General features: G+C 57.5%; 23 protein-coding genes. 15 read left to right on the top strand and 8 right to left on the bottom strand.

The genetic code is table 11. From position 1 onward, the window contains the following. Positions 1–50: 50 nt before the first annotated feature. Entirely contained in the window at positions 51–1241 is a 1191-nt protein-coding gene (gene hmpA / locus P346_RS11920) for an NO-inducible flavohemoprotein (protein ID WP_032659466.1), read from the bottom strand. 304 nt (positions 1242–1545) lie between these two features. Here hmpA and glyA point away from each other — a divergent pair, with 304 nt between their 5' ends. Continuing rightward, a complete protein-coding gene (gene glyA / locus P346_RS11925; protein WP_008502165.1) occupies positions 1546–2799 on the top strand; it encodes a serine hydroxymethyltransferase in 1254 nt (417 codons plus the stop codon). A 53-nt stretch (positions 2800–2852) separates the two neighbouring features. Here glyA and P346_RS11930 read toward each other — a convergent pair whose 3' ends face one another. Next, complete coding sequence (locus tag P346_RS11930; protein WP_032659464.1) at positions 2853–3275, bottom strand: DoxX family protein; 423 nt, start codon at positions 3273–3275, stop codon at positions 2853–2855. Positions 3276–3448: 173 nt separating this feature from the next. Here P346_RS11930 and P346_RS11935 point away from each other — a divergent pair, with 173 nt between their 5' ends. After that, entirely contained in the window at positions 3449–4594 is a 1146-nt protein-coding gene (locus P346_RS11935; protein ID WP_032659461.1) for a 3-phenylpropionate MFS transporter, read from the top strand. On the opposite strand, the gene csiE is transcribed toward P346_RS11935, so the two are convergent. After that, complete coding sequence (gene csiE, locus P346_RS11940) at positions 4589–5866, bottom strand: stationary phase inducible protein CsiE (protein WP_032659460.1); 1278 nt, start codon at positions 5864–5866, stop codon at positions 4589–4591. The genes P346_RS11935 and csiE overlap by 6 nt on opposite strands. A gap of 125 nt (positions 5867–5991) precedes the next feature. Here csiE and P346_RS11945 point away from each other — a divergent pair, with 125 nt between their 5' ends. After that, a complete protein-coding gene (locus P346_RS11945) occupies positions 5992–6630 on the top strand; it encodes a DUF1007 family protein (RefSeq protein ID WP_032659456.1) in 639 nt (212 codons plus the stop codon). After that, complete coding sequence (locus P346_RS11950; protein ID WP_032659454.1) at positions 6621–7601, top strand: nickel/cobalt transporter; 981 nt, start codon at positions 6621–6623, stop codon at positions 7599–7601. Before P346_RS11945 ends, P346_RS11950 begins: the two co-directional genes overlap by 10 nt. 59 nt (positions 7602–7660) lie before the next feature. Here the strand turns inward: P346_RS11950 and suhB are convergent, their stop codons facing one another. Next, positions 7661–8464 carry an inositol-1-monophosphatase gene (gene suhB, locus P346_RS11955; RefSeq protein ID WP_003860668.1) on the bottom strand — a complete coding sequence of 268 codons (804 nt, stop codon included), beginning with the start codon at positions 8462–8464 and terminating at the stop codon, positions 7661–7663. 131 nt (positions 8465–8595) lie between these two features. Here suhB and trmJ point away from each other — a divergent pair, with 131 nt between their 5' ends. The 11 genes from trmJ to sseB all read left to right on the top strand — a co-directional run bounded on the left by trmJ (position 8596) and on the right by sseB (position 17582). Then, the gene (trmJ, locus tag P346_RS11960; RefSeq protein ID WP_023333041.1) at positions 8596–9321 is read left to right on the top strand and encodes a tRNA (cytosine(32)/uridine(32)-2'-O)-methyltransferase TrmJ; all 726 of its coding nucleotides are present in this window, start codon (positions 8596–8598) and stop codon (positions 9319–9321) included. Positions 9322–9553: 232 nt separating this feature from the next. Continuing rightward, positions 9554–10045 carry a Fe-S cluster assembly transcriptional regulator IscR gene (iscR, locus tag P346_RS11965; RefSeq protein ID WP_023308826.1) on the top strand — a complete coding sequence of 164 codons (492 nt, stop codon included), beginning with the start codon at positions 9554–9556 and terminating at the stop codon, positions 10043–10045. 117 nt (positions 10046–10162) lie between these two features. Continuing rightward, entirely contained in the window at positions 10163–11377 is a 1215-nt protein-coding gene (gene iscS, locus P346_RS11970; protein WP_008502157.1) for a cysteine desulfurase, read from the top strand. Positions 11378–11401: 24 nt separating this feature from the next. Continuing rightward, entirely contained in the window at positions 11402–11788 is a 387-nt protein-coding gene (gene iscU, locus P346_RS11975; RefSeq protein ID WP_003860661.1) for a Fe-S cluster assembly scaffold IscU, read from the top strand. A 13-nt stretch (positions 11789–11801) separates the two neighbouring features. Next, positions 11802–12125 (top strand): iron-sulfur cluster assembly protein IscA, encoded by a 324-nt coding sequence (gene iscA / locus P346_RS11980; RefSeq protein ID WP_003860659.1) that lies wholly within the window; start codon positions 11802–11804, stop codon positions 12123–12125. A gap of 197 nt (positions 12126–12322) precedes the next feature. Beyond that, positions 12323–12838 carry a co-chaperone HscB gene (gene hscB, locus P346_RS11985; RefSeq protein ID WP_023333039.1) on the top strand — a complete coding sequence of 172 codons (516 nt, stop codon included), beginning with the start codon at positions 12323–12325 and terminating at the stop codon, positions 12836–12838. Positions 12839–12852: 14 nt separating this feature from the next. After that, a complete protein-coding gene (hscA, locus tag P346_RS11990) occupies positions 12853–14703 on the top strand; it encodes a Fe-S protein assembly chaperone HscA (RefSeq protein ID WP_032659451.1) in 1851 nt (616 codons plus the stop codon). Between the two features lies 1 nt (position 14704). Further along, positions 14705–15040, top strand: coding sequence for an ISC system 2Fe-2S type ferredoxin (fdx, locus tag P346_RS11995; RefSeq protein ID WP_032659448.1), 336 nt, complete (start codon positions 14705–14707; stop codon positions 15038–15040). 1 nt (position 15041) lies between these two features. Continuing rightward, entirely contained in the window at positions 15042–15242 is a 201-nt protein-coding gene (gene iscX / locus P346_RS12000; protein WP_032613119.1) for a Fe-S cluster assembly protein IscX, read from the top strand. A 180-nt stretch (positions 15243–15422) separates the two neighbouring features. After that, positions 15423–16709: an aminopeptidase PepB gene (gene pepB, locus P346_RS12005; RefSeq protein ID WP_032659444.1), complete on the top strand. Its 1287-nt coding sequence runs from the start codon at positions 15423–15425 to the stop codon at positions 16707–16709. Between the two features lie 96 nt (positions 16710–16805). Next, positions 16806–17582 carry an enhanced serine sensitivity protein SseB gene (gene sseB / locus P346_RS12010; RefSeq protein WP_029741156.1) on the top strand — a complete coding sequence of 259 codons (777 nt, stop codon included), beginning with the start codon at positions 16806–16808 and terminating at the stop codon, positions 17580–17582. A gap of 17 nt (positions 17583–17599) precedes the next feature. On the opposite strand, the gene P346_RS12015 is transcribed toward sseB, so the two are convergent. The 4 genes from P346_RS12015 to P346_RS12030 all read right to left on the bottom strand — a co-directional run bounded on the left by P346_RS12015 (position 17600) and on the right by P346_RS12030 (position 22233). After that, positions 17600–18370, bottom strand: a complete 771-nt coding sequence (locus P346_RS12015; protein WP_032659441.1) for a MurR/RpiR family transcriptional regulator — start codon at positions 18368–18370, stop codon at positions 17600–17602. Continuing rightward, positions 18370–19218 (bottom strand): 3-mercaptopyruvate sulfurtransferase, encoded by an 849-nt coding sequence (sseA, locus tag P346_RS12020; RefSeq protein WP_032659439.1) that lies wholly within the window; start codon positions 19216–19218, stop codon positions 18370–18372. Before sseA ends, P346_RS12015 begins: the two co-directional genes overlap by 1 nt. Positions 19219–19308: 90 nt before the next feature. Next, on the bottom strand, positions 19309–20676 hold the full coding sequence (locus P346_RS12025) for a 6-phospho-alpha-glucosidase (protein WP_032659436.1): 1368 nt from the start codon (positions 20674–20676) through the stop codon (positions 19309–19311). A gap of 12 nt (positions 20677–20688) precedes the next feature. Next, positions 20689–22233 (bottom strand): PTS transporter subunit EIIC, encoded by a 1545-nt coding sequence (locus P346_RS12030; RefSeq protein WP_032659433.1) that lies wholly within the window; start codon positions 22231–22233, stop codon positions 20689–20691. Positions 22234–22399: the final 166 nt, after the last annotated feature.

Here is a 22399-nt window from a genome sequence, read left to right as displayed (position 1 = left end):
CGCAGCCGCCACCCGGCGAAAAAAAGCCCCTCGAACGAGGGGCTTTTTCATTACAGCACCTTATGCGGCCCGAAGCATTCGTAATGAATGTTGCCCTTGTCCACACCAAGCTCCACCAGCTGCTTCGCGGCATATTGCATAAACGCCACCGGCCCGCAGACGTAGAACTGCATGTCCGGCGCGCTAAACGCCCCTTCCATCTGGCTTAAATTCATCAGACCTTCGCTGTCAAACCGTGCGTCTGCGCGGTCTGCATCCGTCGGCAGGCGATACCAGGTGTGCGCGGTGAAGCGCGGCAGGGACGCCCCGAGCGTTTTCACTTCATCCGCAAAGGCGTGCACGTCACCGTTTTCCGCAGCGTGGAACCAGTTGACCTGGGCACCGTGGTTGGCTTTCGCCAGGGTATCAAGCATCGCCAGCATTGGCGTTTGGCCGACGCCCGCAGAGATCAGCGTAACCGGGGTATTCGCTTCAACGGCCATGAAGAAATCGCCCGCCGGCGCGGCCAGATGAACCACGTCGCCCACGTTAGCTTCGTTGTGGAGCCAGTTGGAGACCTGACCGCCGTCCTCACGCTTCACGGCAATGCGGTAGCCTTTGCCGTTTGGCTTGCGGGTAAGAGAATACTGGCGGATCTCCTGATGCGGGAAGCCTTCAGGCTTCAGCCACACGCCCAGATACTGGCCTGGCTGGTAATCGGCAACCGGCTGTCCGTCCACCGGCTCAAATTCAAAGCTGGTAATTAATGCGCTGCGCGGGGTTTTCTCGACGATGCGAAACGCGCGCGTGCCTTCCCAGCCGCCGTTCTTGCTGGCGTTTTCGCTGTAGATCTGTGCTTCACGGTTGATAAACACGTTTGCCAGCACGCCGTAGGCTTTACCCCACGCGTCCAGCACCTCCTGACCCGGGCTGAACATCTCGTCCAGCGTTGCCAGCAGGTGGCCACCCACAATGTTGTACTGCTCGGGTTGGATCTGGAAGCTGGTGTGCTTCTGCGCGATTTTTTCCACAGCGGGCAGCAGTGCCGCAAGGTTTTCAATATTGCTGGCGTAGGCCGCGATGGCGTTGAACAGTGCTTCGCGCTGATCGCCGTTACGCTGGTTGCTCATGTTGAAAATTTCTTTGAGCTCCGGGTTGTGCGTGAACATGCGATCGTAGAAATGGGCGGTGAGTTTAGGGCCGGTTTCCACCAGCAGGGGAATGGTGGCTTTAACGGTAGCGATGGTTTGAGCGTCGAGCATGAGCGCATCCTTCTGATGTGACTTTAATGATGTATTTTAAATGCATCTTATAAAAAATACCCATGCTTTGTAAATGGTTCTTTGCAAGATGAAAAATATGCATCACAAACCTGAAAAGAAATCCGCTGGAAAGAGCGAGAGCTTTATTCCTCAAACCCTTGCGTGGCGCGTAGGAAAACGTTTGCGTAAAATCGTTTGTCAAGACCTGTTATCACAGAACTAATCAGTTATACTGTTGCCCGTCGTCCAACAGGACTGCCTTTTCAGGCCAAAATTTACTTGTTAGCTGAGTCAGGAGATGCGGATGTTAAAGCGTGAAATGAACATTGCCGATTATGATGCCGAACTGTGGCAGGCTATGGAGCAGGAAAAAGTACGTCAGGAAGAGCACATCGAACTGATCGCCTCCGAAAACTACACCAGCCCGCGCGTCATGCAGGCGCAGGGTTCTCAGCTGACTAACAAATATGCTGAAGGTTACCCGGGCAAACGCTACTACGGCGGTTGCGAGTACGTTGATATCGTTGAGCAGCTGGCTATCGACCGTGCGAAAGAACTCTTTGGCGCTGACTACGCGAACGTGCAGCCGCACTCTGGCTCTCAGGCTAACTTCGCGGTCTACACCGCGCTGCTGCAGCCGGGCGATACCGTTCTGGGTATGAACCTGGCGCAGGGCGGCCACCTGACTCACGGCTCCCCGGTTAACTTCTCCGGCAAACTTTACAACATCATCCCTTACGGTATTGATGAGTCCGGTAAAATTGACTACGAAGACATGGCGAAGCAGGCTAAAGAGCACAAGCCGAAGATGATCATCGGTGGCTTCTCTGCTTACTCCGGTATCGTTGACTGGGCAAAAATGCGTGAAATCGCGGACAGCATCGGTGCTTACCTGTTCGTCGACATGGCGCACGTTGCGGGCCTGATTGCCGCTGGCGTTTACCCGAACCCGGTTCCACACGCTCACGTTGTGACCACCACCACCCACAAAACCCTGGCGGGTCCACGCGGTGGCCTGATCCTGGCGAAGGGCGGTGACGAAGAGCTGTACAAAAAACTGAACTCCGCTGTATTCCCAAGCGCCCAGGGCGGCCCGCTGATGCACGTTATCGCGGCTAAAGCCGTTGCGCTGAAAGAAGCGATGGAGCCAGAGTTCAAGGTTTATCAGCAGCAGGTTGCTAAGAACGCCAAAGCGATGGTGGAAGTGTTCCTGAACCGTGGCTACAAAGTGGTTTCCGGCGGGACTGAAAACCACCTGTTCTTGCTGGATCTGGTTGATAAGAACCTGACCGGTAAAGAAGCTGACGCAGCCCTGGGCCGCGCCAACATCACCGTGAACAAAAACAGCGTGCCAAACGATCCGAAGAGCCCGTTCGTGACCTCCGGTATCCGTATCGGTTCTCCGGCCGTGACTCGCCGCGGCTTCAAAGAAGCGGAAGTGAAAGAGCTGGCTGGCTGGATGTGTGACGTTCTGGACAACATCAATGACGAAGCGGTTATCGAGCGCGTCAAAGGTAAAGTTCTGGATATCTGCGCACGCTTCCCGGTATACGCATAATTCCTCTGCTTGCAGAAATAAAAAAGGCCGCGCTTGCGGCCTTTTTTTATGGCTTAACGCCGGTCGAGGGAAATAGCCCCCGGACCAACAATGGCCAGCAAAATAAAGGCGCCAGCAATACTGACGTTCTTATAGAAATTAATCATATTCGGCACGACCGCATCACCGGTCATATCCCAGTAGTGGTGTCCAATCACCGCCGTTCCGAGGGTATAGAATACAAACAGTACCGCGAGCGGTCGGGTGAAAAAGCCCAGCACAATCAGGATAGCAGCAGGCACTTCCATCACCACCGCAATAATGGCCGCCAGCATGGGCATCGGCGCACCCAGCGAGGTCATATATTGCACGGTGCCGCTAAACCCCGTCAGTTTTGGATAGCCAAAGATAATAAACAGCACGACAAGCGCGATGCGGCCAATCAGCAGCAGCAGGTGACGTGACTGACCGAAATCGAAATAACGTAGTGAGTTCATGGCAGAAAAACCTCTGCAAGTGGAGTAATTTAAACGTAATACATATTTTCATTCCCTGCCATAAGCCAGGCGACTGCACAAGATGTTAATTTTTCGTTAATTTATAGCAGGCTATCTACTTGCTTAATTTTTATATTCTCGCCAGACTATGGCCTCGATTTCGGGAGGGATTCATGGTCTTGCATTCCACGCGCTGGCTGGCGCTCAGTTATTTCACCTATTTCTTTAGCTACGGTATTTTTCTGCCATTCTGGAGCGTCTGGCTCAAGGGTATCGGCCTGACTCCTGAGACCATCGGTGTCCTGCTGGGGGCCGGGCTGGTGGCGCGTTTCCTCGGCAGCCTGCTGATTGCCCCGCGCGTCAGCGATCCCTCCTTACTGATCAAGGCCGTGCGCATTCTTGCTCTGCTGACGCTGGTCTTTGTTGCCTGCTTCTGGGTCAGCCACCAGTTTGCCTGGCTGATGGTGGTAATGGTCGGATTTAACCTGTTCTTCTCACCGCTGGTACCGCTGACGGATGCTCTGGCGAACACCTGGCAAAAGCAGATCACCATGGACTATGGCCGCGTGCGCCTGTGGGGTTCTATTGCCTTTGTGATTGGCTCCGCGCTGGTGGGCAAACTGGTCAGCCTTTACGATTACCGCGCCATTCTCGCCCTGCTGAGTATCGGTATTGCCTCGATGCTGCTGGGCATGCTGCTGCGTCCGTCGGTGATGCCGCAAGGGGAAAGCCGCCATCTGGAGAGCGCAGGCTGGCCCGCCTGGCGGAGCCTGGTGGCCCAGAGCTGGCGTTTTCTGGCGTGTGTCTGTCTGCTTCAGGGGGCGCATGCGGCGTACTATGGCTTCAGCGCCATCTACTGGCAGGGGGCGGGATATTCTGCTTCCGCAGTGGGCTATCTGTGGTCGCTGGGGGTAGTGGCCGAAGTCATTATTTTCGCCCTGAGCAAAAAGCTGTTCCGTCGCTTTGGCGCGCGTGACCTGCTGCTGCTTTCCGCCGTGTGCGGCGTGGCGCGCTGGAGCATTATGGGCTGGACGACCGATCTGCCGTGGCTGATCGTGGCGCAAATTCTTCACTGCGGCACCTTTACCGTGTGTCATCTGGCGGCGATGCGCTATATCGCTGCGCGCGAGGGTGGGGACGTTATTCGCCTGCAGGCCGTCTATTCGGCGGTTGCAATGGGGGGCAGTATCGCGATCATGACGGTCTTTGCGGGGTTCCTCTACCAGCATCTGGGGCATGGCGTCTTCTGGGTGATGGCGCTGGTCGCCTTACCCGCAATCGTTGTTCGCCCTAAAGTGGCCGCTCGCGCGTCGCTATGATTCCAGCATGGCGCGAATATGTTCTTGCTGCTGCGCGTTCAATGTCTCAACGGCATGGATCAGCGGCGGCGAGAACAGCGGCAGGACTGTAGGGTAGGGGGTGATGACCAGCGCGGCTTCGCGCGGTGCCCCCTCTTTCTGGAAAGCCTGCAGCGTTAGATAGCGAATGTTGAGCGGCAGCAGCGTCAGCTCGCGAAGCTGCTGTTCAATCAGATCCTCGCAGGCTTTATCGTCTCCCGTCAGCAGGATCACCTGTTTTTCGTGCAGATCGGTCTCCTGCATCAGCCAGGCACCGAAAATCACCGCGACAAGGCTCATCTCTTCATCAGAAAAACGCAGCCCAAACTCCGCTTCCAGCTCAAACAGCGCTTCCTTTGTGGTGCGTAACAGCCGGGGATAGAGACGATGGATCTCCTCCGGCAGGCTATTGTCGATGCCGATCTCAAACAGCGAGCGGTCCAGCGCCTGAGCAAGATGGATATACAGCTGGTCGGTCAGCCCTTGCTCATCGCTGAAGTTCATCCCGGTCTGCGAGCGAAAACGGGCGACCATGCGCACGATGGCCCGACGCAAGCGCTGATCCTGCTGGTGTTTATCAAGCACCGGATCGGGCGTGCGGAGCATCATAAACAGCAGGGCCAGAAACAGCTGTTCATCCCCGTGCGCACCCTGCGGCACGCGACGTCTCCAGTGACGCACGATCTCCTGGGCCGTAAAATACTCCCCTCTCGACTGGGTCCAGCTGCGCTGAACGTGAGAAAACTGCGGCGTATTCCCGAGCTGGTGCTGAATAAGACAGTATTGCAGGTAGAGCTGTAAAAACTGGACGTCGCGGCATTCAAACTGGCGCTGCAGCTTGCGGGAACAGAAGCCGATCAGCGCCCGCAGGTTCGCATCGTCGTAAAGCGGCCGCGCAATGCCGTGTTGTTTAAGCGCGGTTTTTAATGCGGGGGTAAACTGGTGCGAGACAAACTGCGGGCAAAGCCGCAGGGCCCGGCGCAGCCAGTGCAGCAGGCATAAACGCTGATTCAGGGCTGTGCCTTCAATCCGGTAGCTGCCGTCGTGGTGCGTGACGATGTCCAGCCGGTGATAGCGCTGGATTTCATCGCGCGTCTCGGCTATATCTTGCCGTGCCATCGCGTCGTCAACCCCGTTGGCAGCAATTATGCTCTGTGCGGTGACGGCAGCATCGGGCAGGTAAAGCATCAAGAGCACCTGGCAGCGGCGCTGCGAACTGGAAAGCACAGATGGAATTTCAAGCGTCGTCATCATCTGTCGGGTATCCAGTGTGAATGTTTGATAAGAATAGCTAAAGGATGAGCGCTGAAAAGCGCGCCGGCAGGCCTTTCACTCAGGATTGCTGGGGAACATCACAGAATTTTTGACGTGAGGAATTGATGCAAACAGTTAAACAAAGTGCGATGGCGTTATTTTTGGCGGCTATCAGCTTCACCGCCAGCGCACACCCTCACAGTTTTATTGACCTACAGACGGAGCTGGTCACCGACGGCACGCAGCTGAGCGGCCTGAAGATGCGCTGGACGATGGATGAAATCACCTCGGCCGATCTGCTCTACGATGCGGGAAACGCGAAGCCCGGTGACGAAATCTGGAAAAAGCTGGCGGCGGAAGTGATGGCCAACGTGCTTGGCCAGCATTACTTCACGGAATTCTGGCACAACGGGCAGAAGGTCAAATTTCTTAACCGGCCAACGGAATACGGTATGACGCGTGACGGGCATCAGGCGGTGCTGACGTTCGTGCTTCCTCTGGCGCATCCGCAGCCGCTGGCGGGGCAAACGTACCGTTTTTCCACCTTTGATCCTACCTACTATGTCGACATGCGCTATGACAAAGACAGCGACGTACGGCTGCCGGACGCTCTGCAAAAAAACTGCAAAATTGGCGTGCATACCCCGAAACCCAGCGAGGAGACGCTGAACTTTGCGGTCTCGCTTGATAAAGAAGATGCACCGCCTGAAGACATGGAGTTGGGTAAACAGTTCGCGCAGGAGGTGACGTTACAATGTCAGTGATCTCCTCTCCGGTTCGGAAACCGCGCCGCTGGCTTCACCTCTGGCCGCTGGCGCTCTTTTCGCTGTTCGCCGTTTGCGGCGCGCTGTGGCTGTGGCAGGCCTGGCCGCAGGTCATGATGAAAAGCATCGTCTGGCAGCGTGAGGTCAACCAGCAGATGAGCGGTCTGCTGAAGGCGGTGGCGGAGAACCCGACCAAAGCGGGAGGTTCCCTGCTGGCGTTCAGCTTTATCTATGGCGTTCTGCACGCGCTGGGGCCGGGGCATGGCAAAATTGTCATCACAACCTGGCTTGCCACCCATCCGTCGAAGCTCAAATCGAGTATCGGCCTGACGCTGGCCTCCTCCCTGCTTCAGGGCAGCGTGGCGATTGCGCTCGTCGTGGTCGTGCTTTCGCTGTTACAGCTTCCCGCGCGCCAGCTGCACCTGAGCAGCTTCTGGCTGGAGAAGGGGAGCTACGCGCTGGTGGGCGTGCTGGGGCTGATACTCTGCTGGCGGGCGCTGAAAAAGCTGCGCGTGCTGTTGCAAAAACCAAAATTCAAAACCTTTACCCCGCACCACGTTCATGATGAAAACTGCGGCTGCGGGCATCAGCATTTGCCCACGCAGGAACAGTTGCAGAACGGCGACGACTGGCGCGCGCGGCTGATGATTGTTCTCTCAATGGGTATGCGCCCGTGTTCGGGGGCAATCATGGTGCTGCTGTTCAGTAAGGTGATTGGCGTGTTTGGCTGGGGCATGCTTTCCGCGCTGACGATGGCGGCAGGGACGTCTCTCACCATTTCGTCGTTAGCGCTGCTGGTTCACAGCTTCCGTCAGCTGGCGGTCAAACTGAGCGGCAATAAAACGCCGGTGCTGTGGCGGCAGGTAGGGTGGACAACGCTCGCGCTGGCGGGCGGGGTGATTCTGCTGGTAGCGGCGGTGACGATGTGGATGAGCGCGGTGCCTGTGGGAAGGGGATTACGACCTTTCTAACGTACTGAGGGGTTTTGTAGGCCCGGTAAGCGTAGCGCCACCGGGCTTAACTAACTGGATTAACGCTTCAGCGCATCGCTCAGTTCATCACGCATGTTTGCCAGCATGGCTTTAACAACGCGTGGGTTACCCGCAACGATGTTGCCGGTAGACATATAGTTATGGCCGCCGGTGAAATCACACACGATGGCGCCTGCTTCACGTGCGATCAGCTCGCCCGCAGCAAAGTCCCACGGCTTCAGTGACAGCTCGAAGTAACCGTCAACGCGGCCGGTCGCCACGTAGGCCAGATCCAGCGCAGCAGAACCGGTGCGGCGGAAGTCCGCGCATTCGGTAAACAGTTTGCCCAGGATATTCATATAGGTGGTCGCGTGCTGTTTCGCCTTGAACGGGAAACCGGTCGCCAGGATGGTGCCGTCCAGATCGCGTGCGTTGCTGCAGCGCAGACGGTAGCCGTTCAGCTGTGCGCCCTGACCGCGGGTAGCGGTGAACAGTTCGTTACGCATTGGATCGTAAACAACGGCGACTTCAGTACGGCCTTTAATGCGTACTGCGATAGACACAGAGAAGTGTGGCAGGCGTTTGACGAAGTTGGTGGTGCCATCCAGTGGATCGATAACCCATTGAACATCCTGATCGGTACCTTCATGTTCACCGCTTTCTTCGGTGATGATGGTGTGCTGCGGGTAAGATTTGCGGATCGTTTCGATAATAATCGCTTCTGCGGCTTTATCGACGTTAGTCACGAAATCATTGCTGCCTTTCTGGCTGGTTTCTACGGAGTCTGGCGTTTCGTAGTGTTTGGCAATTACATTACCCGCCTTGCGCGCTGCGCGCACGGCGATGGTCAGCATCGGATGCATCGGTCTCTCTCACTGGATGTTAAAGAACAGGAAAATCGGCGCAGAGTATAGCAGTGGGATCGGATTATGTCTCCCGTTTATGATAATATGCCGGAATATTCTTCAGACGCTGAATTCAGACATTAAAAATTATGCTGCAAAACATTCGAATCGTGCTGGTCGAAACATCGCACACCGGCAACATGGGCTCCGTTGCCCGCGCTATGAAAACCATGGGCTTAACGAACCTGTGGCTGGTTAACCCGCTGGTGAAACCTGACTCGCAGGCTATCGCCCTGGCGGCCGGTGCCAGCGACGTGATCGGCAACGCCCAGATCGTCGATACCCTTGACGAAGCGCTGGCCGGCTGCAGCCTCGTTGTTGGCACCAGCGCACGTTCACGCACGCTGCCGTGGCCGATGCTGGATCCGCGCGAATGCGGCCTGAAAAGCGTCTCAGAAGCGGAACAGGCCCCGGTTGCGCTGGTGTTTGGCCGCGAGCGCGTTGGCCTGACCAACGATGAGCTGCAGAAGTGCCACTATCACGTCGCCATCGCGGCGAACCCGGAATACAGCTCGCTGAACCTGGCGATGGCGGTGCAGGTTATCGCCTATGAGGTGCGTATGGCGTGGCTGGCGACGCAGGAGAAACCGGTCGAACCGAAAGAAGAGACGGCCTACCCGCTGGTGGACGATCTTGAGCGCTTCTACGGTCACCTGGAGCAGACGCTGCTCTCAACCGGCTTTATCCGTGAAGGTCACCCGGGCCAGGTAATGAACAAGCTGCGCCGTATGTTTACCCGCGCGCGCCCGGAAAGCCAGGAGCTGAACATCCTGCGCGGAATTCTGGCGTCGATTGAGCAGAAGAATAAGGAATAGTGTCGTCTGTTCGCCGGGTGGCGCTTCGCTTTCCCGGCCTACAAAACCGTAGGTCGGGTAAGCGAAGCGTCACCCGATAAAAAACGGCACGGAAGGTTAAATACCTGACTAAAACAGTCAAGTAAATAGTTGACCATTTTAGTCAGGAATGTCAGACTTGGCCCTGCTATGCAATACCCCCATTTTACAATAAAAAACCCCGGGCAGGGGCGAGTTTGAGGTTAAGTAAGACATGAGACTGACATCTAAAGGGCGTTATGCCGTGACCGCGATGCTGGACGTTGCGCTCAACTCCGAAGCGGGCCCGGTTCCGTTGGCTGATATTTCTGAACGACAAGGGATCTCCCTCTCTTACCTGGAACAGCTGTTCTCCAGACTGCGTAAAAATGGACTGGTTTCCAGCGTTCGTGGCCCAGGCGGCGGTTATCTGCTGGGTAAAGACGCGGGCAGTATTGCAGTTGGTGAAGTGATTAGCGCAGTTGACGAATCCGTTGACGCGACCCGTTGCCAGGGTAAAGGCGGCTGCCAGGGCGGCGATAAATGCCTGACCCACGCGCTGTGGCGCGATCTGAGCGACCGTCTCACCGGCTTCCTGAACAACATCACCCTGGGTGAACTGGTCAATAACCAGGAAGTTCTGGATGTCTCTGGTCGTCAGCACGGTCAGGATTCCCAACGCAGCACCCGCGCGCAGGACGCTATCGACGTCAAACTGCGCGCGTAATAAAACGATAAAGATTTCAGAATCAGGCCGGGGCGGTCACGCCCCGCGTACTCGGTCGTACATCCAGCCGGTTGCCTGATTCCTTGCATTGAAGCGATGTACGGAGTTTAAAGAGCAATGAAATTACCGATTTATCTCGATTACTCCGCAACCACGCCGGTGGACCCGCGTGTTGCCGAGAAAATGATGCAGTGTCTGACCCTGGACGGAAACTTTGGTAACCCAGCTTCCCGTTCACACCGTTTTGGCTGGCATGCTGAAGAGGCGGTTGATATCGCCCGTAATCAGATTGCCGACCTGGTGGGTGCCGACCCGCGTGAGATTGTTTTCACCTCCGGTGCGACCGAATCCGACAACCTGGCGATCAAAGGTGCAGCCAACTTTTATCAGAAAAAAGGCAAGCACATCATCACCAGCAAAACCGAACACAAAGCCGTGCTGGATACCTGCCGCCAGCTGGAGCGTGAAGGGTACGAAGTGACTTACCTGGCGCCACAGAGCAACGGGATCATCGACCTGAAAGAGCTCGAAGCGGCCATGCGTGATGACACCATTCTGGTTTCCATCATGCACGTCAATAACGAAATCGGCGTGGTACAGGACATCGCGACCATCGGCGAAATGTGCCGCGCGCGCGGTATCATCTATCACGTGGACGCGACCCAGAGCGTGGGCAAACTGCCTATCGACCTGAGCCAGCTGAAAGTGGACCTGATGTCCTTCTCCGGCCACAAAATCTATGGCCCGAAAGGGATCGGCGCGCTGTACGTTCGTCGTAAACCACGTATCCGCATCGAAGCACAGATGCACGGCGGCGGTCACGAGCGCGGTATGCGTTCCGGCACGCTGCCTGTTCACCAGATCGTGGGCATGGGCGAAGCGTACCGCATTGCAAAAGAAGAGATGGAAACCGAGATGGCACGCCTGCGCACGCTGCGTAACCGTCTGTGGGACGGCGTGAAGGATATGGAAGAAGTGTATCTGAACGGCGATCTCGAGCAGGGCGCACCGAACATCCTCAACGTCAGCTTCAACTATGTTGAAGGCGAATCGCTAATCATGGCGCTGAAAGACCTGGCCGTTTCTTCCGGTTCTGCCTGTACGTCTGCAAGCCTGGAGCCATCCTACGTGCTGCGCGCTCTGGGTATGACCGACGAGCTGGCACACAGCTCTATCCGTTTCTCTTTAGGTCGTTTCACTACCGAAGAAGAGATTGACTACACCATCAAGCTGGTTCGCAACTCCATCGGCCGTCTGCGCGACCTTTCTCCACTGTGGGAAATGTTCAAGCAGGGCGTGGATCTGAATAGCATTGAATGGTCACATCACTAATCGGTACATAAGGAGAATTCAATCATGGCATACAGCGAAAAAGTCATCGATCATTACGAGAACCCGCGCAACGTTGGCTCTTTTGACAACAGCGACGAATCTGTCGGTAGCGGCATGGTTGGCGCACCGGCGTGTGGCGACGTGATGAAGTTGCAGATTAAAGTCAACAATGAAGGTATCATTGAAGACGCGCGCTTCAAGACCTACGGCTGCGGTTCTGCTATCGCGTCCAGCTCCCTGGTCACCGAATGGGTGAAGGGCAAGTCTCTGGACGAAGCACAGGCAATCAAGAACACCGATATTGCTGAAGAACTCGAACTGCCACCGGTGAAAATTCACTGTTCAATTCTGGCAGAAGACGCGATCAAAGCCGCCATTGCGGACTATAAAAGCAAACGTGAAGCAAAATAATTGAGGTTTGAGTATGTCGATTACCCTTAGCGACAGCGCTGCCGCGCGAGTAAGCTCTTTTCTGGCGAACCGTGGTAAAGGCTTTGGCCTGCGACTGGGCGTACGTACCTCCGGCTGTTCTGGTATGGCTTACGTACTGGAGTTTGTTGATGAACCGGCGTCTGACGACACCGTGTTTGAAGACAAGGGCGTGAAGGTGGTGGTCGATGGCAAAAGCCTGCAATTCCTCAACGGCACTCAGCTGGACTTCGTTAAAGAAGGCCTGAACGAAGGGTTCAAATTCACGAACCCGAACGTCAAAGACGAGTGTGGTTGCGGCGAAAGCTTCCACGTTTAACCGCGTTCCGCTGTTATACCGATTAATTCGTATTGCAGAAAGGCGGCAAGCGAGTGCATCCCCAGGAGCTTACTAAGTAAGTGACTGGGGGGAACGAGCGCAGACAACGCATCTGCAGCGCGAAGTAAGAAGGTATAACCCCACCGTGGCTCTGCTGCGCGTGGGGTTTCTTCTAACAGGCTACCCCTGAGATTGTTATGGATTACTTCACTCTCTTCGGACTACCCGCTCAATACCCGATTGATCTCCAGGCGCTGACGATCCGCTTTCAGGATCTGCAGCGTCAGTACCACCCGGATAAATTCGCCAGTGGTACTCAGTCAGAGCAACTGGCTGCGGTATCGCACTCTGCGACCATCAACCAGGCCTGGCAGACCCTGCGCCATCCGCTGGCGCGTGCAGAATATCTGCTCTCGCTCCACGGTTTCGATCTGGCGAGCGAACAGCATACCGTGCGCGACACCGCGTTTCTGATGGAACAGCTGGAGCTTCGCGAAGAGCTGGATGAGATTGAACAGGCCAAAGACGAAGCGCGTCTGGAAAGCTTCATCACGCGCGTGAAGGGCATGTTCGATACCCGCCATCAGCAGATGGTGGAGCAACTGAACAACGAGACCTGGGACGTGGCGGCAGACACTGTGCGCAAACTCCGTTTTCTCGATAAACTGCGAAGCAGTGCTGAACAACTCGAAGAAAAGCTGCTCGATTTTTAATTTCGGAAGCAATTATGGCCTTATTACAAATTAGTGAGCCTGGCTTAAGTGCCGCACCGCACCAGCGTCGTCTGGCGGTGGGTATTGACCTGGGCACCACCAATTCCCTCGTGGCGACCGTGCGCAGCGGCCAGGCGGAAACGCTGGCCGACGAGCAGGGCCGCCATCTGCTGCCTTCCGTAGTCCACTACCAGCAGCAGGGTCACACGGTCGGCTATGACGCCCGCGCCAACGCCGCGCGCGATCCGGCCAACACCATCAGCTCCGTAAAGCGCATGATGGGCCGCTCGCTGACCGATATTCAGACCCGCTATCCGCATCTGCCGTATCAGCTGCAGGCCAGTGAAAACGGCCTGCCGATGATCGCAACCGCGGCCGGTCTGCTGAACCCGATTCGCGTTTCCTCCGACATCCTCAAAGCGCTGGCCGCGCGCGCGACGGCGACGCTCGGCGGCGATCTGGACGGCGTAGTCATTACCGTTCCGGCCTATTTTGACGACGCACAGCGTCAGGGCACCAAAGACGCCGCGCGTCTGGCGGGCCTGCACGTGCTGCGCCTGCTGAACGAACCGACGGCGGCGGCGATTGCCTACGGCCTCGACTCCGGTCAGGAAGGGGTCATTGCGGTTTACGATCTCGGCGGCGGTACCTTTGATATCTCGATCCTGCGCTTAAGCCGCGGGGTATTTGAAGTGCTGGCGACCGGCGGGGATTCCGCGCTCGGCGGCGATGACTTCGATCATCTGCTGGCAGATTATATTCGCGAGCAGGCAGGCACCAGCGATCGCAGCGATGCGCGCGTGCAGCGTGAGCTGCTGGATGCGGCCATCGACGCTAAAATTGCCCTGAGCGATGCGCAGACGGTTACCGTAAACGTTGCGGGCTGGCAGGGTGAGATCACCCGCGACCAGTTCAGCGACCTGATTGCCCCGCTGGTGAAGCGCACCCTGCTGGCCTGCCGTCGCGCACTGAAAGATGCGGGCGTTGAGGCGAACGAGGTGCTGGAAGTGGTCATGGTGGGCGGTTCGACCCGCGTGCCGCTGGTGCGCGAGCGCGTGGGCGAATTCTTTGGCCGCACGCCGCTGACCTCCATCGACCCGGACAAAGTGGTTGCCGTGGGCGCCGCAATCCAGGCCGATATTCTGGTCGGCAACAAGCCGGACAGCGAAATGCTGCTGCTGGACGTCATCCCACTGTCTCTGGGTTTAGAAACCATGGGCGGCCTGGTGGAGAAAGTGATCCCGCGTAACACCACCATTCCGGTGGCGCGCGCGCAGGAGTTCACCACCTTCAAAGACGGCCAGACCGCGATGTCCATCCACGTAATGCAGGGCGAGCGCGAGCTGGTGCAGGACTGCCGCTCTCTGGCGCGCTTTGCGCTGCGCGGCATCCCGGCGCTGCCTGCGGGCGGGGCGCATATTCGCGTCACCTTCCAGGTGGATGCGGACGGTCTGCTGAGCGTGACGGCGATGGAAAAATCCACCGGCGTGGAATCGTCCATCCAGGTGAAGCCGTCCTACGGCCTGACCGATGGCGAAATCGCCTCCATGATTCAGGACTCAATGAGCTACGCCGAGCAGGATGTGAAGGCGCGTATGCTGGCTGAACAAAAAGTTGAAGCCGCACGCGTGCTGGAAAGCCTGAACGGCGCGCTCGCTGCCGATGCCGCGCTGTTAAGCGCCGCTGAGCGCCAGGTGATTGACGACGCTGCCGCGCGCTTAAGCGCAGTAGCAGAAGGCAATGACGCTGACGCAATAGAAGAAGCCATTAAAAACGTTGATAAACAAACCCAGGACTTTGCTGCTCGCCGCATGGACAAATCTGTCCGCGTCGCGCTGAAAGGCCAGTCCGTGGACGAGGTTTAATATGCCAAAGATTGTTATTTTGCCTCATGCGGACCTCTGTCCGGATGGCGCTGTTCTGGAAGCGAAGACCGGTGAAACCATTCTCGATGTTGCCCTGCGTGCAGGTATCGAAGTGGAACACGCCTGTGAAAAATCCTGTGCCTGCACCACCTGCCACTGCATCGTGCGTGAAGGTTTCGACTCTCTCGCCGAGAGCACCGAAGACGAAGACGACATGCTGGATAAAGCATGGGGTCTGGAGCCAGACAGCCGCCTGAGCTGCCAGGCCACGGTGACCGATGAAGATCTGGTCGTGGAATTCCCACGCTACACCATCAACCACGCACGCGAGCATTGATATGGGACTGAAGTGGACAGACAGCCGTGAAATCGGCGAAGCGCTTTACGACGCGAACCCGGATCTCGATCCGAAGACCGTACGATTCACCGACATGCATCAGTGGATCTGCGATTTAGAGGAATTCGACGACGATCCAAACGCATCCAATGAAAAAATTCTGGAGGCGATTCTGTTAGTCTGGTTAGATGAAGCAGAATAATTTCCACGTCATGCTTCACGTTGCCGATGCGTTGGCTGCGCTTGTTCGCCCCGGTCACAGAGTTATCTCTGCTCCCGGGGATTCACTCGCTCGCCGCCTTCCTGCAACGCGAATCATTTAGTGGAAAGAGACTCTATGGGCTGCCTTCAGGCGGCCCGTTTGCTAATAAGGATAAATAAAATGACCGAAGCGATGAAGATTACGCTCTCCACGCAGCCAGCCGATGCGCGCTGGGGCGAGAAAGCCACCTACAGCATCAACAACGACGGCATTACCCTGCACCTGACGGGCAAAGATGATCTGGGCCTGATCCAGCGCGCTGCCCGCAAAATTGACGGCCTGGGCATTAAGCATGTCTCACTGGAAGGCGAAGGCTGGGATACCGACCGGAGCTGGGCATTCTGGGCGGGCTACAAAGGCCCGAAAGGCACCCGCAAAATTGAGTGGGCAAACCTCGATGCCGCCGGTCAGAAAGAGCTGGAAAGCCGCCTGCAAATTATCGACTGGGTGCGCGATACCATCAACGCCCCGGCGGAAGAGCTTGGTCCGGAGCAGCTGGCGCAGCGCGCGGTTGACCTGCTGTGCGGCGTGGCGGGCGACAAAATGTCCTACCGCATTACTAAAGGTGAAGACCTGCGCGAGCAGAATTACATGGGCATCCACACCGTGGGCCGGGGTTCTGAGCGTCCTCCGGTCCTGCTGGCGCTGGATTACAACCCAACCGGCGATAAAGCGGCGCCAGTATTTGCCTGCCTGGTGGGTAAAGGCATCACCTTCGATACCGGCGGCTACAGCCTGAAGCAGAGCGCGTTCATGGACTCCATGAAGTCCGACATGGGCGGCGCGGCAACTATCACCGGCGCGCTGGCGTTCGCCATCACTCGCGGTCTGAACAAGCGCGTGAAGCTGTATCTGTGCTGCGCGGACAACATGGTCAGCGGTAACGCCTTCAAGCTGGGCGACATCATTCGCTATCGCAACGGCAAAAACGTCGAAGTGATGAACACCGACGCCGAAGGCCGTCTGGTGCTGGCCGATGGCCTGATCGACGCCTCTGCCCAGAAGCCGGAGCTGATTATTGACATGGCGACCCTAACCGGCGCGGCAAAAACCGCCCTGGGCAACGACTACCACGCGCTGTTTAGCTTCGATGACAAGCTGGCCGCTCGCCTGCTGGCAAGCGCCGCTGCGGAAAACGAACCGTTCTGGCGTCTGCCGCTGGCCGAGTTCCACCGCAGCCAGCTGCCGTCCAACTTTGCCGAGCTGAACAACACCGCAAGCGCGGCGTACCCGGCGGGTGCAAGCACCGCTGCAGGCTTCCTGTCCCACTTCGTTGAGAACTACCACGAAGGCTGGCTGCACATCGACTGCTCCGCAACCTACCGTAAAGCGGCGGTTGAGCAGTGGTCCGCGGGCGCGACCGGTCTGGGCGTGCGTACCGTGGCGAACCTGCTGACGGCTGAGTAATCTTTTTTGCCGGGTGGCGCTACGCTTACCCGGCCTACAAAACCCGTAGGCCCGTGCAAGCGAAGCGCCGCCGGGCAATTGTGAAGTAGCCAAACTATGTCCGAAACCAAAAACGAATTAGAAACCCTGCTGGAGCAGGCGGCGACCGAGCCCGCCCACCGTCCGGCATTTTTCCGCACGCTGCTGGAATCCACCGTCTGGGTGCCGGGCACCGCGGCGGAAGGTGAGCAGGTTGTCGAAGACAGCGCGCTGGATCTGCTGCACTGGGAAAAAGACGACGGCACGTCGGTGATCCCGTTCTTCACCTCGCTGGAAGCCCTGCAGGAAGCGGTAGAAGACGAACAGGCGTTCGTGGTGATGCCGGTGCGTACCCTGTTCGAAATGACGCTGGGCCAGACGCTGTTCCTTAACGCGAAGCTGCCGACCGGGAAAGAGTTTACGCCGCGTGAAATCAGCCATCTGATAGGTGAAGAGGGCAACCCGCTCAGCACCCAGGAAGTGCTGGAAGGGGGCGAAACGCTGCTGCTGTCTGAAGTAGCTGAGCCGCCCGCGCAGATGATTGATTCCCTGACGACGCTGTTCAAAACCCTGAAACCAGTTAGACGCGCGTTTCTCTGCTCCATTAAAGAGCGCGCGGACGAGCATCCGGTTCTGCTGATTGGTATTGAGGCGGATGGCGATATCGACGAAATCATTCAGGCGGCGGGAAGCGTGGCGACCGACACGCTGCCGGGCGATGAGCCGATTGATATCTGCCAGGTGAAGAACGGTGAGAAGGGCATCAGCCACTTTATCACCGAGCACATCACCCCGTTCTACGAGCGTCGCTGGGGCGGCTTCCTGCGCGATCTCAAAACTAACCGCATCATCTGATTACGGCGGGGTGAATATCACCCCGTTGCTTCCAGCAGCAGTAAATCCATCAGCAGCACCAGATTCGACTCAAACGACGTCACCCCCGCGGCTTCGGCGGCGAAGTGTACCGCTTCGTCATAGAGGGCAAAGTGCACGTCCGCCATCCCCGCCAGCGTGTTGGCCGAGGCGCGGGTAAACGCGACGATCGTCATGCCGACGTTTTTGGCAATCCGCGCTTTATCCAGTACCTGCTCCGTTTCGCCGCTGCGCGAGACGGCAATAAACACCTGATAGCGTGAGGCGTTGCTAAGGAAAATATTCCGGCTGTCCCCCGGCCCGGAGACAAACGCCGTTTTGCCCAGCACCTGCAGCTTCTTGGTCAGGTACTCCGCAAAGAGATAGGAAAACCCGGCCCCGTAGAGAAAAAAGCTCTCTTTCTGGCGCAGCAGGTCGGCAAACTGCTGGCGCTTCTCCTGCGTGACCCACTGGAAGGTGTGCTGGTAGTTGGCGATAAACTGATTAAACAGCGCCGGGAGTTCAGGAAGCGACTGCCCCTGGGCGGCTATGTGCGGCGTGTCGGAGAGCAGCTGCTTGCAGTGCCAGATAAACTCGCTAAAGCCGCTGAATCCCAGCTTCTGGCACAGCCGCATGATGGTGGCGGTCGAAACAAACGTCGCCTGAGCCAGCTCTCGCACCGTGATGTTGCCCACCAGCAGCGGGTGCTCCGTGAAGTGGGCGAGGACGCGATACTCCGCGCGGGTCAGCGATGCCCCGCGCGTTAACAGCGTGGCCAGGCGGTTATCCATTATTTCGCGGGTTCGACAGGCAGATCGTCTCGCGCACCCCATTCGCTCCAGGCGCCGTCGTAAAGCGTGACGTCGTTCGCGCCGAGCGTGGCGAGCGCCAGGATCACCACGCAGGCCGTGACGCCAGAGCCGCAGCTGGCAATAATCGGACGATGTAAATCCACGCCTGCACGGTCAAAAATGGCGCGCAGCTCGTCGGTGGTCTTCAGCTCGCCCTCAAACACCAGGTCGCCCCACGGCACGTTCAGCGCACCCGGAATATGTCCGCGCTTCAGCCCCGGACGCGGTTCATCCGCTTCTGCATTGAAGCGCGGAGCAGGACGGGCATCGACGATTTGCGCTGTTTTTTCATGGCTCACGACCAGTACGTCGGTCAGGCGTTTCACCACGTGCGCGTCGAACGTGGCATCGAATTCGCCTTCCGGCAGCGTCACGTCGCCCTGCTGAAGCGGCAGCTCATCGCGCTTCCAGCCCGCCAGCCCGCCCGCCAGAATCGATACTTTTTCCACGCCGAAGTTTTTCAGCATCCACCACGCGCGCGGCGCGGAGAAGAGGTTACCTTCATCATAGACAACGAGGTGTTTGTCTTTGCTGACGCCCAGCTCGCGCATCGCCACGGAAAATGCTTCCGGGCGCGGCAGCATGTGCGGCAGGGGAGAGTTGTGATCGGAGAGGGCTTCGATATCAAAAAATACCGCGCCAGGAAGATGTCCGGCACGGTATTCCGCGACCATATCGCGAAGGTGTTCCTGCCCGGCAGGGGCCATACGCGCGTCAATAATCTGAACTTCCGGATCGTCACCGTGCTCAATCAGCCAGTCGGCGGCGACAAAATATGAGGTGGACATGGGTTGCCTCCATTCTTTTCCGTAAAAAAGGATTGTCGGTGTTTTTTCTGACACCGACAAGCAAACCACGTTCAACTCGCGAGCAAGCCCCTATTTTTTCACCGTTTCGCCGTCCTGCCAGGCTTTTTGCAGCGCGGGCCAGTAGTCGCGGTTGGCTTCGATCATCTCATCCAGAATCGCCTTCGCGTGTTCCATGGTCGGCACGGTGCGGTTGAGGGTAAACGCCTGCAGGGCTTTCTCATAGCTGCCCTCGATGGTCGCTTCCACCAGCAGCTGTTCAGAGGCGAGCTGCTGGTGCAAAAGGGTCTGATAGAACAGCGGCACCTGACCGATGCGAATCGGTTCAGGGCCTTCGGAGGTGATATAAGCGGGCACTTCCACCACGGCATCATAAGGCAGGTTGGTAATCGCCCCACGGTTTTCCACCATCACCAGGTGGCGGCTCCGCAGGTTAAAGGCCAGCGAGCAGGCGACATCGACGATAAACTCGCCGTGCACGCCCACGTGGAAGGCATCCGGCAGGATCCCGGTGCGCTTGTATTCTTCGGCGGCGGCGAACAGCTTTTTCTCGCGCCCGTCCATGACTTCATTGGCGCGGGTATAGTCCGGGTTCTGATGCTCCACAATCTGGTTCGGCATCAGGTAGTACTGCAGATACGGGTTCGGCAGATACTCCGGGAAGTTGTCCATGATTGGCTTAATGTTGCGCCAGGTTTTTACCCACGAAGGATCCGAGTGCTGCGGGTCGGTTTTGGCCGCATCTTCCGTCAGCAGGCCAAACTTCGCGATATGTTTACGCAGCTCGGGAAGCTTGTCTTCGCCGTCCACCAGGACGCGGGTAAACCAGCCGAAGTGGTTCAGGCCGAAGTAGTCAACTTCAAGCTTGCGGCGATCGACACCCAGAATGGCGCCCATATTGCGCATCGCAGCCACTGGCATATCGCAGATGTTCAGCACCCGCGCATTTGGCCGCAGGCGGCGCACGCCCTCCGCGACGATCGCCGCCGGGTTGGAGTAGTTCACGATCCAGGCTTTTTCATGCGCGTAGCGATCCACCAGATCGATAAGCTCCACCATCGGCAGGATCGTGCGCAGGCCGTAGGCCAGGCCGCCGGGTCCGCACGTTTCCTGGCCGACCACGCCGTGGCGCAGCGGGATCTTCTCATCCTGCTCGCGCATTTTATACTGGCCGACGCGCATCTGGGCGAAGACGAAATGCGCGCCGCTGAAGGCCACTTCCGGGTCACTGGTGACGGTAAATTTGATGCTCTGGCTGTGGTCGCGAATAACCTTCTCGACGACGGGCGCAATGGTGTTCTGACGCGCCTCGTCGATGTCATAAAGGCGAATTTCGGCCAGCGGGAAATCCTGCAGGCGCACCATCAGGCTTTTCACAATACCCGGCGTGTAGGTGCTACCGCCGCCGGCGATCGACAGAATGAATGGGGGTGTAAACATCTTTAGCTCCTTTCAGAGAAACGTCTCAACGGCTTCTCGCATTTTTTTGACGTGCAGCCCGTAGACCACCTGAACGTTATTACCTTGTTTGATAATTCCTTTCGCGCCGGTCGCCTTGAGCTGCGGCTCGTCGATGATGGCGACGTCCTTCACCGTGACGCGTAAGCGGGTGTAGCAGTTGTCCACCACTTCAATGTTTTCCCGGCCGCCCAGCCCCACCACGATGGATTCGCCCAGCCCGTCGTTATTGCCCTTCGCCTGGTACTCCTGCTTGCTGTAGAGGCGCGTCTCCCGATCGTCATCCTCACGGCCCGGCGTTTTCATGTTGAAGCGCAGGATCAGGAAGCGGAACACCACGAAGTAGAGGGTGAACATGATCAGCCCGACCACGATGTACATCGGCCAGTTGGACTTCTCCGTGCCGAGCGGCAGGTTGTAAAGGATGAAGTCGATAACCCCGTTGGCGCCGATGGCGTGAACGCCCAGCAGTGAGAACAGCATCATGCCGATGCCGGTCAGCACCGCGTGCACCACGAACAGCAGCGGGGCGACGAACAGGAAGGAGAACTCAATCGGCTCGGTTACGCCGACCAGCAGCGAGGTCAGCGCCGCCGGGATCAGAATGGCTTTCGCAATGGCTTTACGCTCCGGCTTTGCGGTCATATACATCGCCAGGGCTGCGGCTGGCAGGCCGAACATCTTGCTGATGCCGCGCGCGTCCCACACCACGGTGCTGCTGAGCTGCTTCACGTCCGGGCAGGCCATCTCGGCGAAATAGATATTGCGCGCGCCCTGATAGGTTGCGCCGCACACCTCCTGCGTGCCGCCCAGCTCGGTATAGAGGAACGGCGTATAAACCAGATGGTGCAGGCCGGTGGGGACCAGAATACGTTCCAGGAAACCGTAGATTGCCACGCCAAACGGCCCGGAGCCTTTGATGGCCAGCGCCAGGGCGCTAATGCCGTGCTGGGCAAACGGCCACAGTTCACTCATCACCACGCCGAGCAGCATGGAGACGGGAAGCGTGACGATGGCGACAAAACAGTGGCCGGAGTAAATCGCCATCGCACCGTTAAACTGTACGCCGGAGTATTTGTTGTACAGATATCCGGAGAGCGCCCCGGTCAGGATCCCGGCAAAAACGCCCATCTCCAGCACCTGCACGCCCAGCACCATGGTCTGCCCGGCTGCTTTCATCTGGGCCGCTGGCGCCAGCGCGCCCTGCAGCTGTAGCGTGACGTTCATGGCGTTGATGAACACGACGAAGGTCACCAGACCAATCAGCGCGGCATAGCCTTTATCACGCGTCGCCAGACCAATCGGGATCCCGACGGCAAACACCAGCGCCAGGTTGACCAGCACCGACACGGCAGATTTCGCGATAAGCTGACCAATATGCTGAATCAGCGGATGGCCAAGAAACGGCAGGTATTCAGCGAGATTACCGTTACCCAGCACGTTACCAAAGGCGATAAACAGACCGACGATTGGTAAGATAAGTACCGGTCCGTACAATGATTTTCCGAAATTTTGTAGGGCGTTCACGGCTCGTTTCATGGCTTTCTCTCTTTTTGAACCGCGCACTCGGGGTGCGTCATGGTCATAAAACTAGCAGTCTTAAGGCGAGTTTAGCCAGCTATCTTCTTGTTTTAAAAACAAATGACTTGAAAGGTAACATGTGACGTTATGTGCTGTGATCGCGGTTCCATCACGATGTAGTGAC

Origin of the sequence: Enterobacter sp. DC1, from assembly GCF_000568075.1 — a bacterium.
GTDB lineage: Bacteria > Pseudomonadota > Gammaproteobacteria > Enterobacterales > Enterobacteriaceae > Enterobacter > Enterobacter asburiae.
The sequence above is the reverse complement of the archived record's forward strand: the minus strand, read 5'-3'. Positions and strand labels throughout refer to the sequence as shown.

Bases quoted from the DNA above. Each gene is read 5' to 3' on its own strand.
- iscR (WP_023308826.1), top strand. From the start codon at position 9,554: ATGAGACTGACATCTAAAGGGCGTTATGCCGTGACCGCGATGCTGGAC.
- P346_RS12030 (WP_032659433.1), bottom strand. From the start codon at position 22,233: ATGAAACGAGCCGTGAACGCCCTACAAAATTTCGGAAAATCATTGTAC.
- iscU (WP_003860661.1), top strand. From the start codon at position 11,402: ATGGCATACAGCGAAAAAGTCATCGATCATTACGAGAACCCGCGCAAC.
- fdx (WP_032659448.1), top strand. From the start codon at position 14,705: ATGCCAAAGATTGTTATTTTGCCTCATGCGGACCTCTGTCCGGATGGC.
- P346_RS11930 (WP_032659464.1), bottom strand. From the start codon at position 3,275: ATGAACTCACTACGTTATTTCGATTTCGGTCAGTCACGTCACCTGCTG.
- sseB (WP_029741156.1), top strand. From the start codon at position 16,806: ATGTCCGAAACCAAAAACGAATTAGAAACCCTGCTGGAGCAGGCGGCG.
- csiE (WP_032659460.1), bottom strand. From the start codon at position 5,866: ATGATGACGACGCTTGAAATTCCATCTGTGCTTTCCAGTTCGCAGCGC.
- iscS (WP_008502157.1), top strand. From the start codon at position 10,163: ATGAAATTACCGATTTATCTCGATTACTCCGCAACCACGCCGGTGGAC.
- suhB (WP_003860668.1), bottom strand. From the start codon at position 8,464: ATGCATCCGATGCTGACCATCGCCGTGCGCGCAGCGCGCAAGGCGGGT.
- hscB (WP_023333039.1), top strand. From the start codon at position 12,323: ATGGATTACTTCACTCTCTTCGGACTACCCGCTCAATACCCGATTGAT.
- P346_RS11945 (WP_032659456.1), top strand. From the start codon at position 5,992: ATGCAAACAGTTAAACAAAGTGCGATGGCGTTATTTTTGGCGGCTATC.
- sseA (WP_032659439.1), bottom strand. From the start codon at position 19,218: ATGTCCACCTCATATTTTGTCGCCGCCGACTGGCTGATTGAGCACGGT.
- P346_RS12025 (WP_032659436.1), bottom strand. From the start codon at position 20,676: ATGTTTACACCCCCATTCATTCTGTCGATCGCCGGCGGCGGTAGCACC.
- iscA (WP_003860659.1), top strand. From the start codon at position 11,802: ATGTCGATTACCCTTAGCGACAGCGCTGCCGCGCGAGTAAGCTCTTTT.
- pepB (WP_032659444.1), top strand. From the start codon at position 15,423: ATGACCGAAGCGATGAAGATTACGCTCTCCACGCAGCCAGCCGATGCG.
- trmJ (WP_023333041.1), top strand. From the start codon at position 8,596: ATGCTGCAAAACATTCGAATCGTGCTGGTCGAAACATCGCACACCGGC.
- P346_RS12015 (WP_032659441.1), bottom strand. From the start codon at position 18,370: ATGGATAACCGCCTGGCCACGCTGTTAACGCGCGGGGCATCGCTGACC.
- glyA (WP_008502165.1), top strand. From the start codon at position 1,546: ATGTTAAAGCGTGAAATGAACATTGCCGATTATGATGCCGAACTGTGG.
- hmpA (WP_032659466.1), bottom strand. From the start codon at position 1,241: ATGCTCGACGCTCAAACCATCGCTACCGTTAAAGCCACCATTCCCCTG.
- P346_RS11935 (WP_032659461.1), top strand. From the start codon at position 3,449: ATGGTCTTGCATTCCACGCGCTGGCTGGCGCTCAGTTATTTCACCTAT.
- P346_RS11950 (WP_032659454.1), top strand. From the start codon at position 6,621: ATGTCAGTGATCTCCTCTCCGGTTCGGAAACCGCGCCGCTGGCTTCAC.
- hscA (WP_032659451.1), top strand. From the start codon at position 12,853: ATGGCCTTATTACAAATTAGTGAGCCTGGCTTAAGTGCCGCACCGCAC.
- iscX (WP_032613119.1), top strand. From the start codon at position 15,042: ATGGGACTGAAGTGGACAGACAGCCGTGAAATCGGCGAAGCGCTTTAC.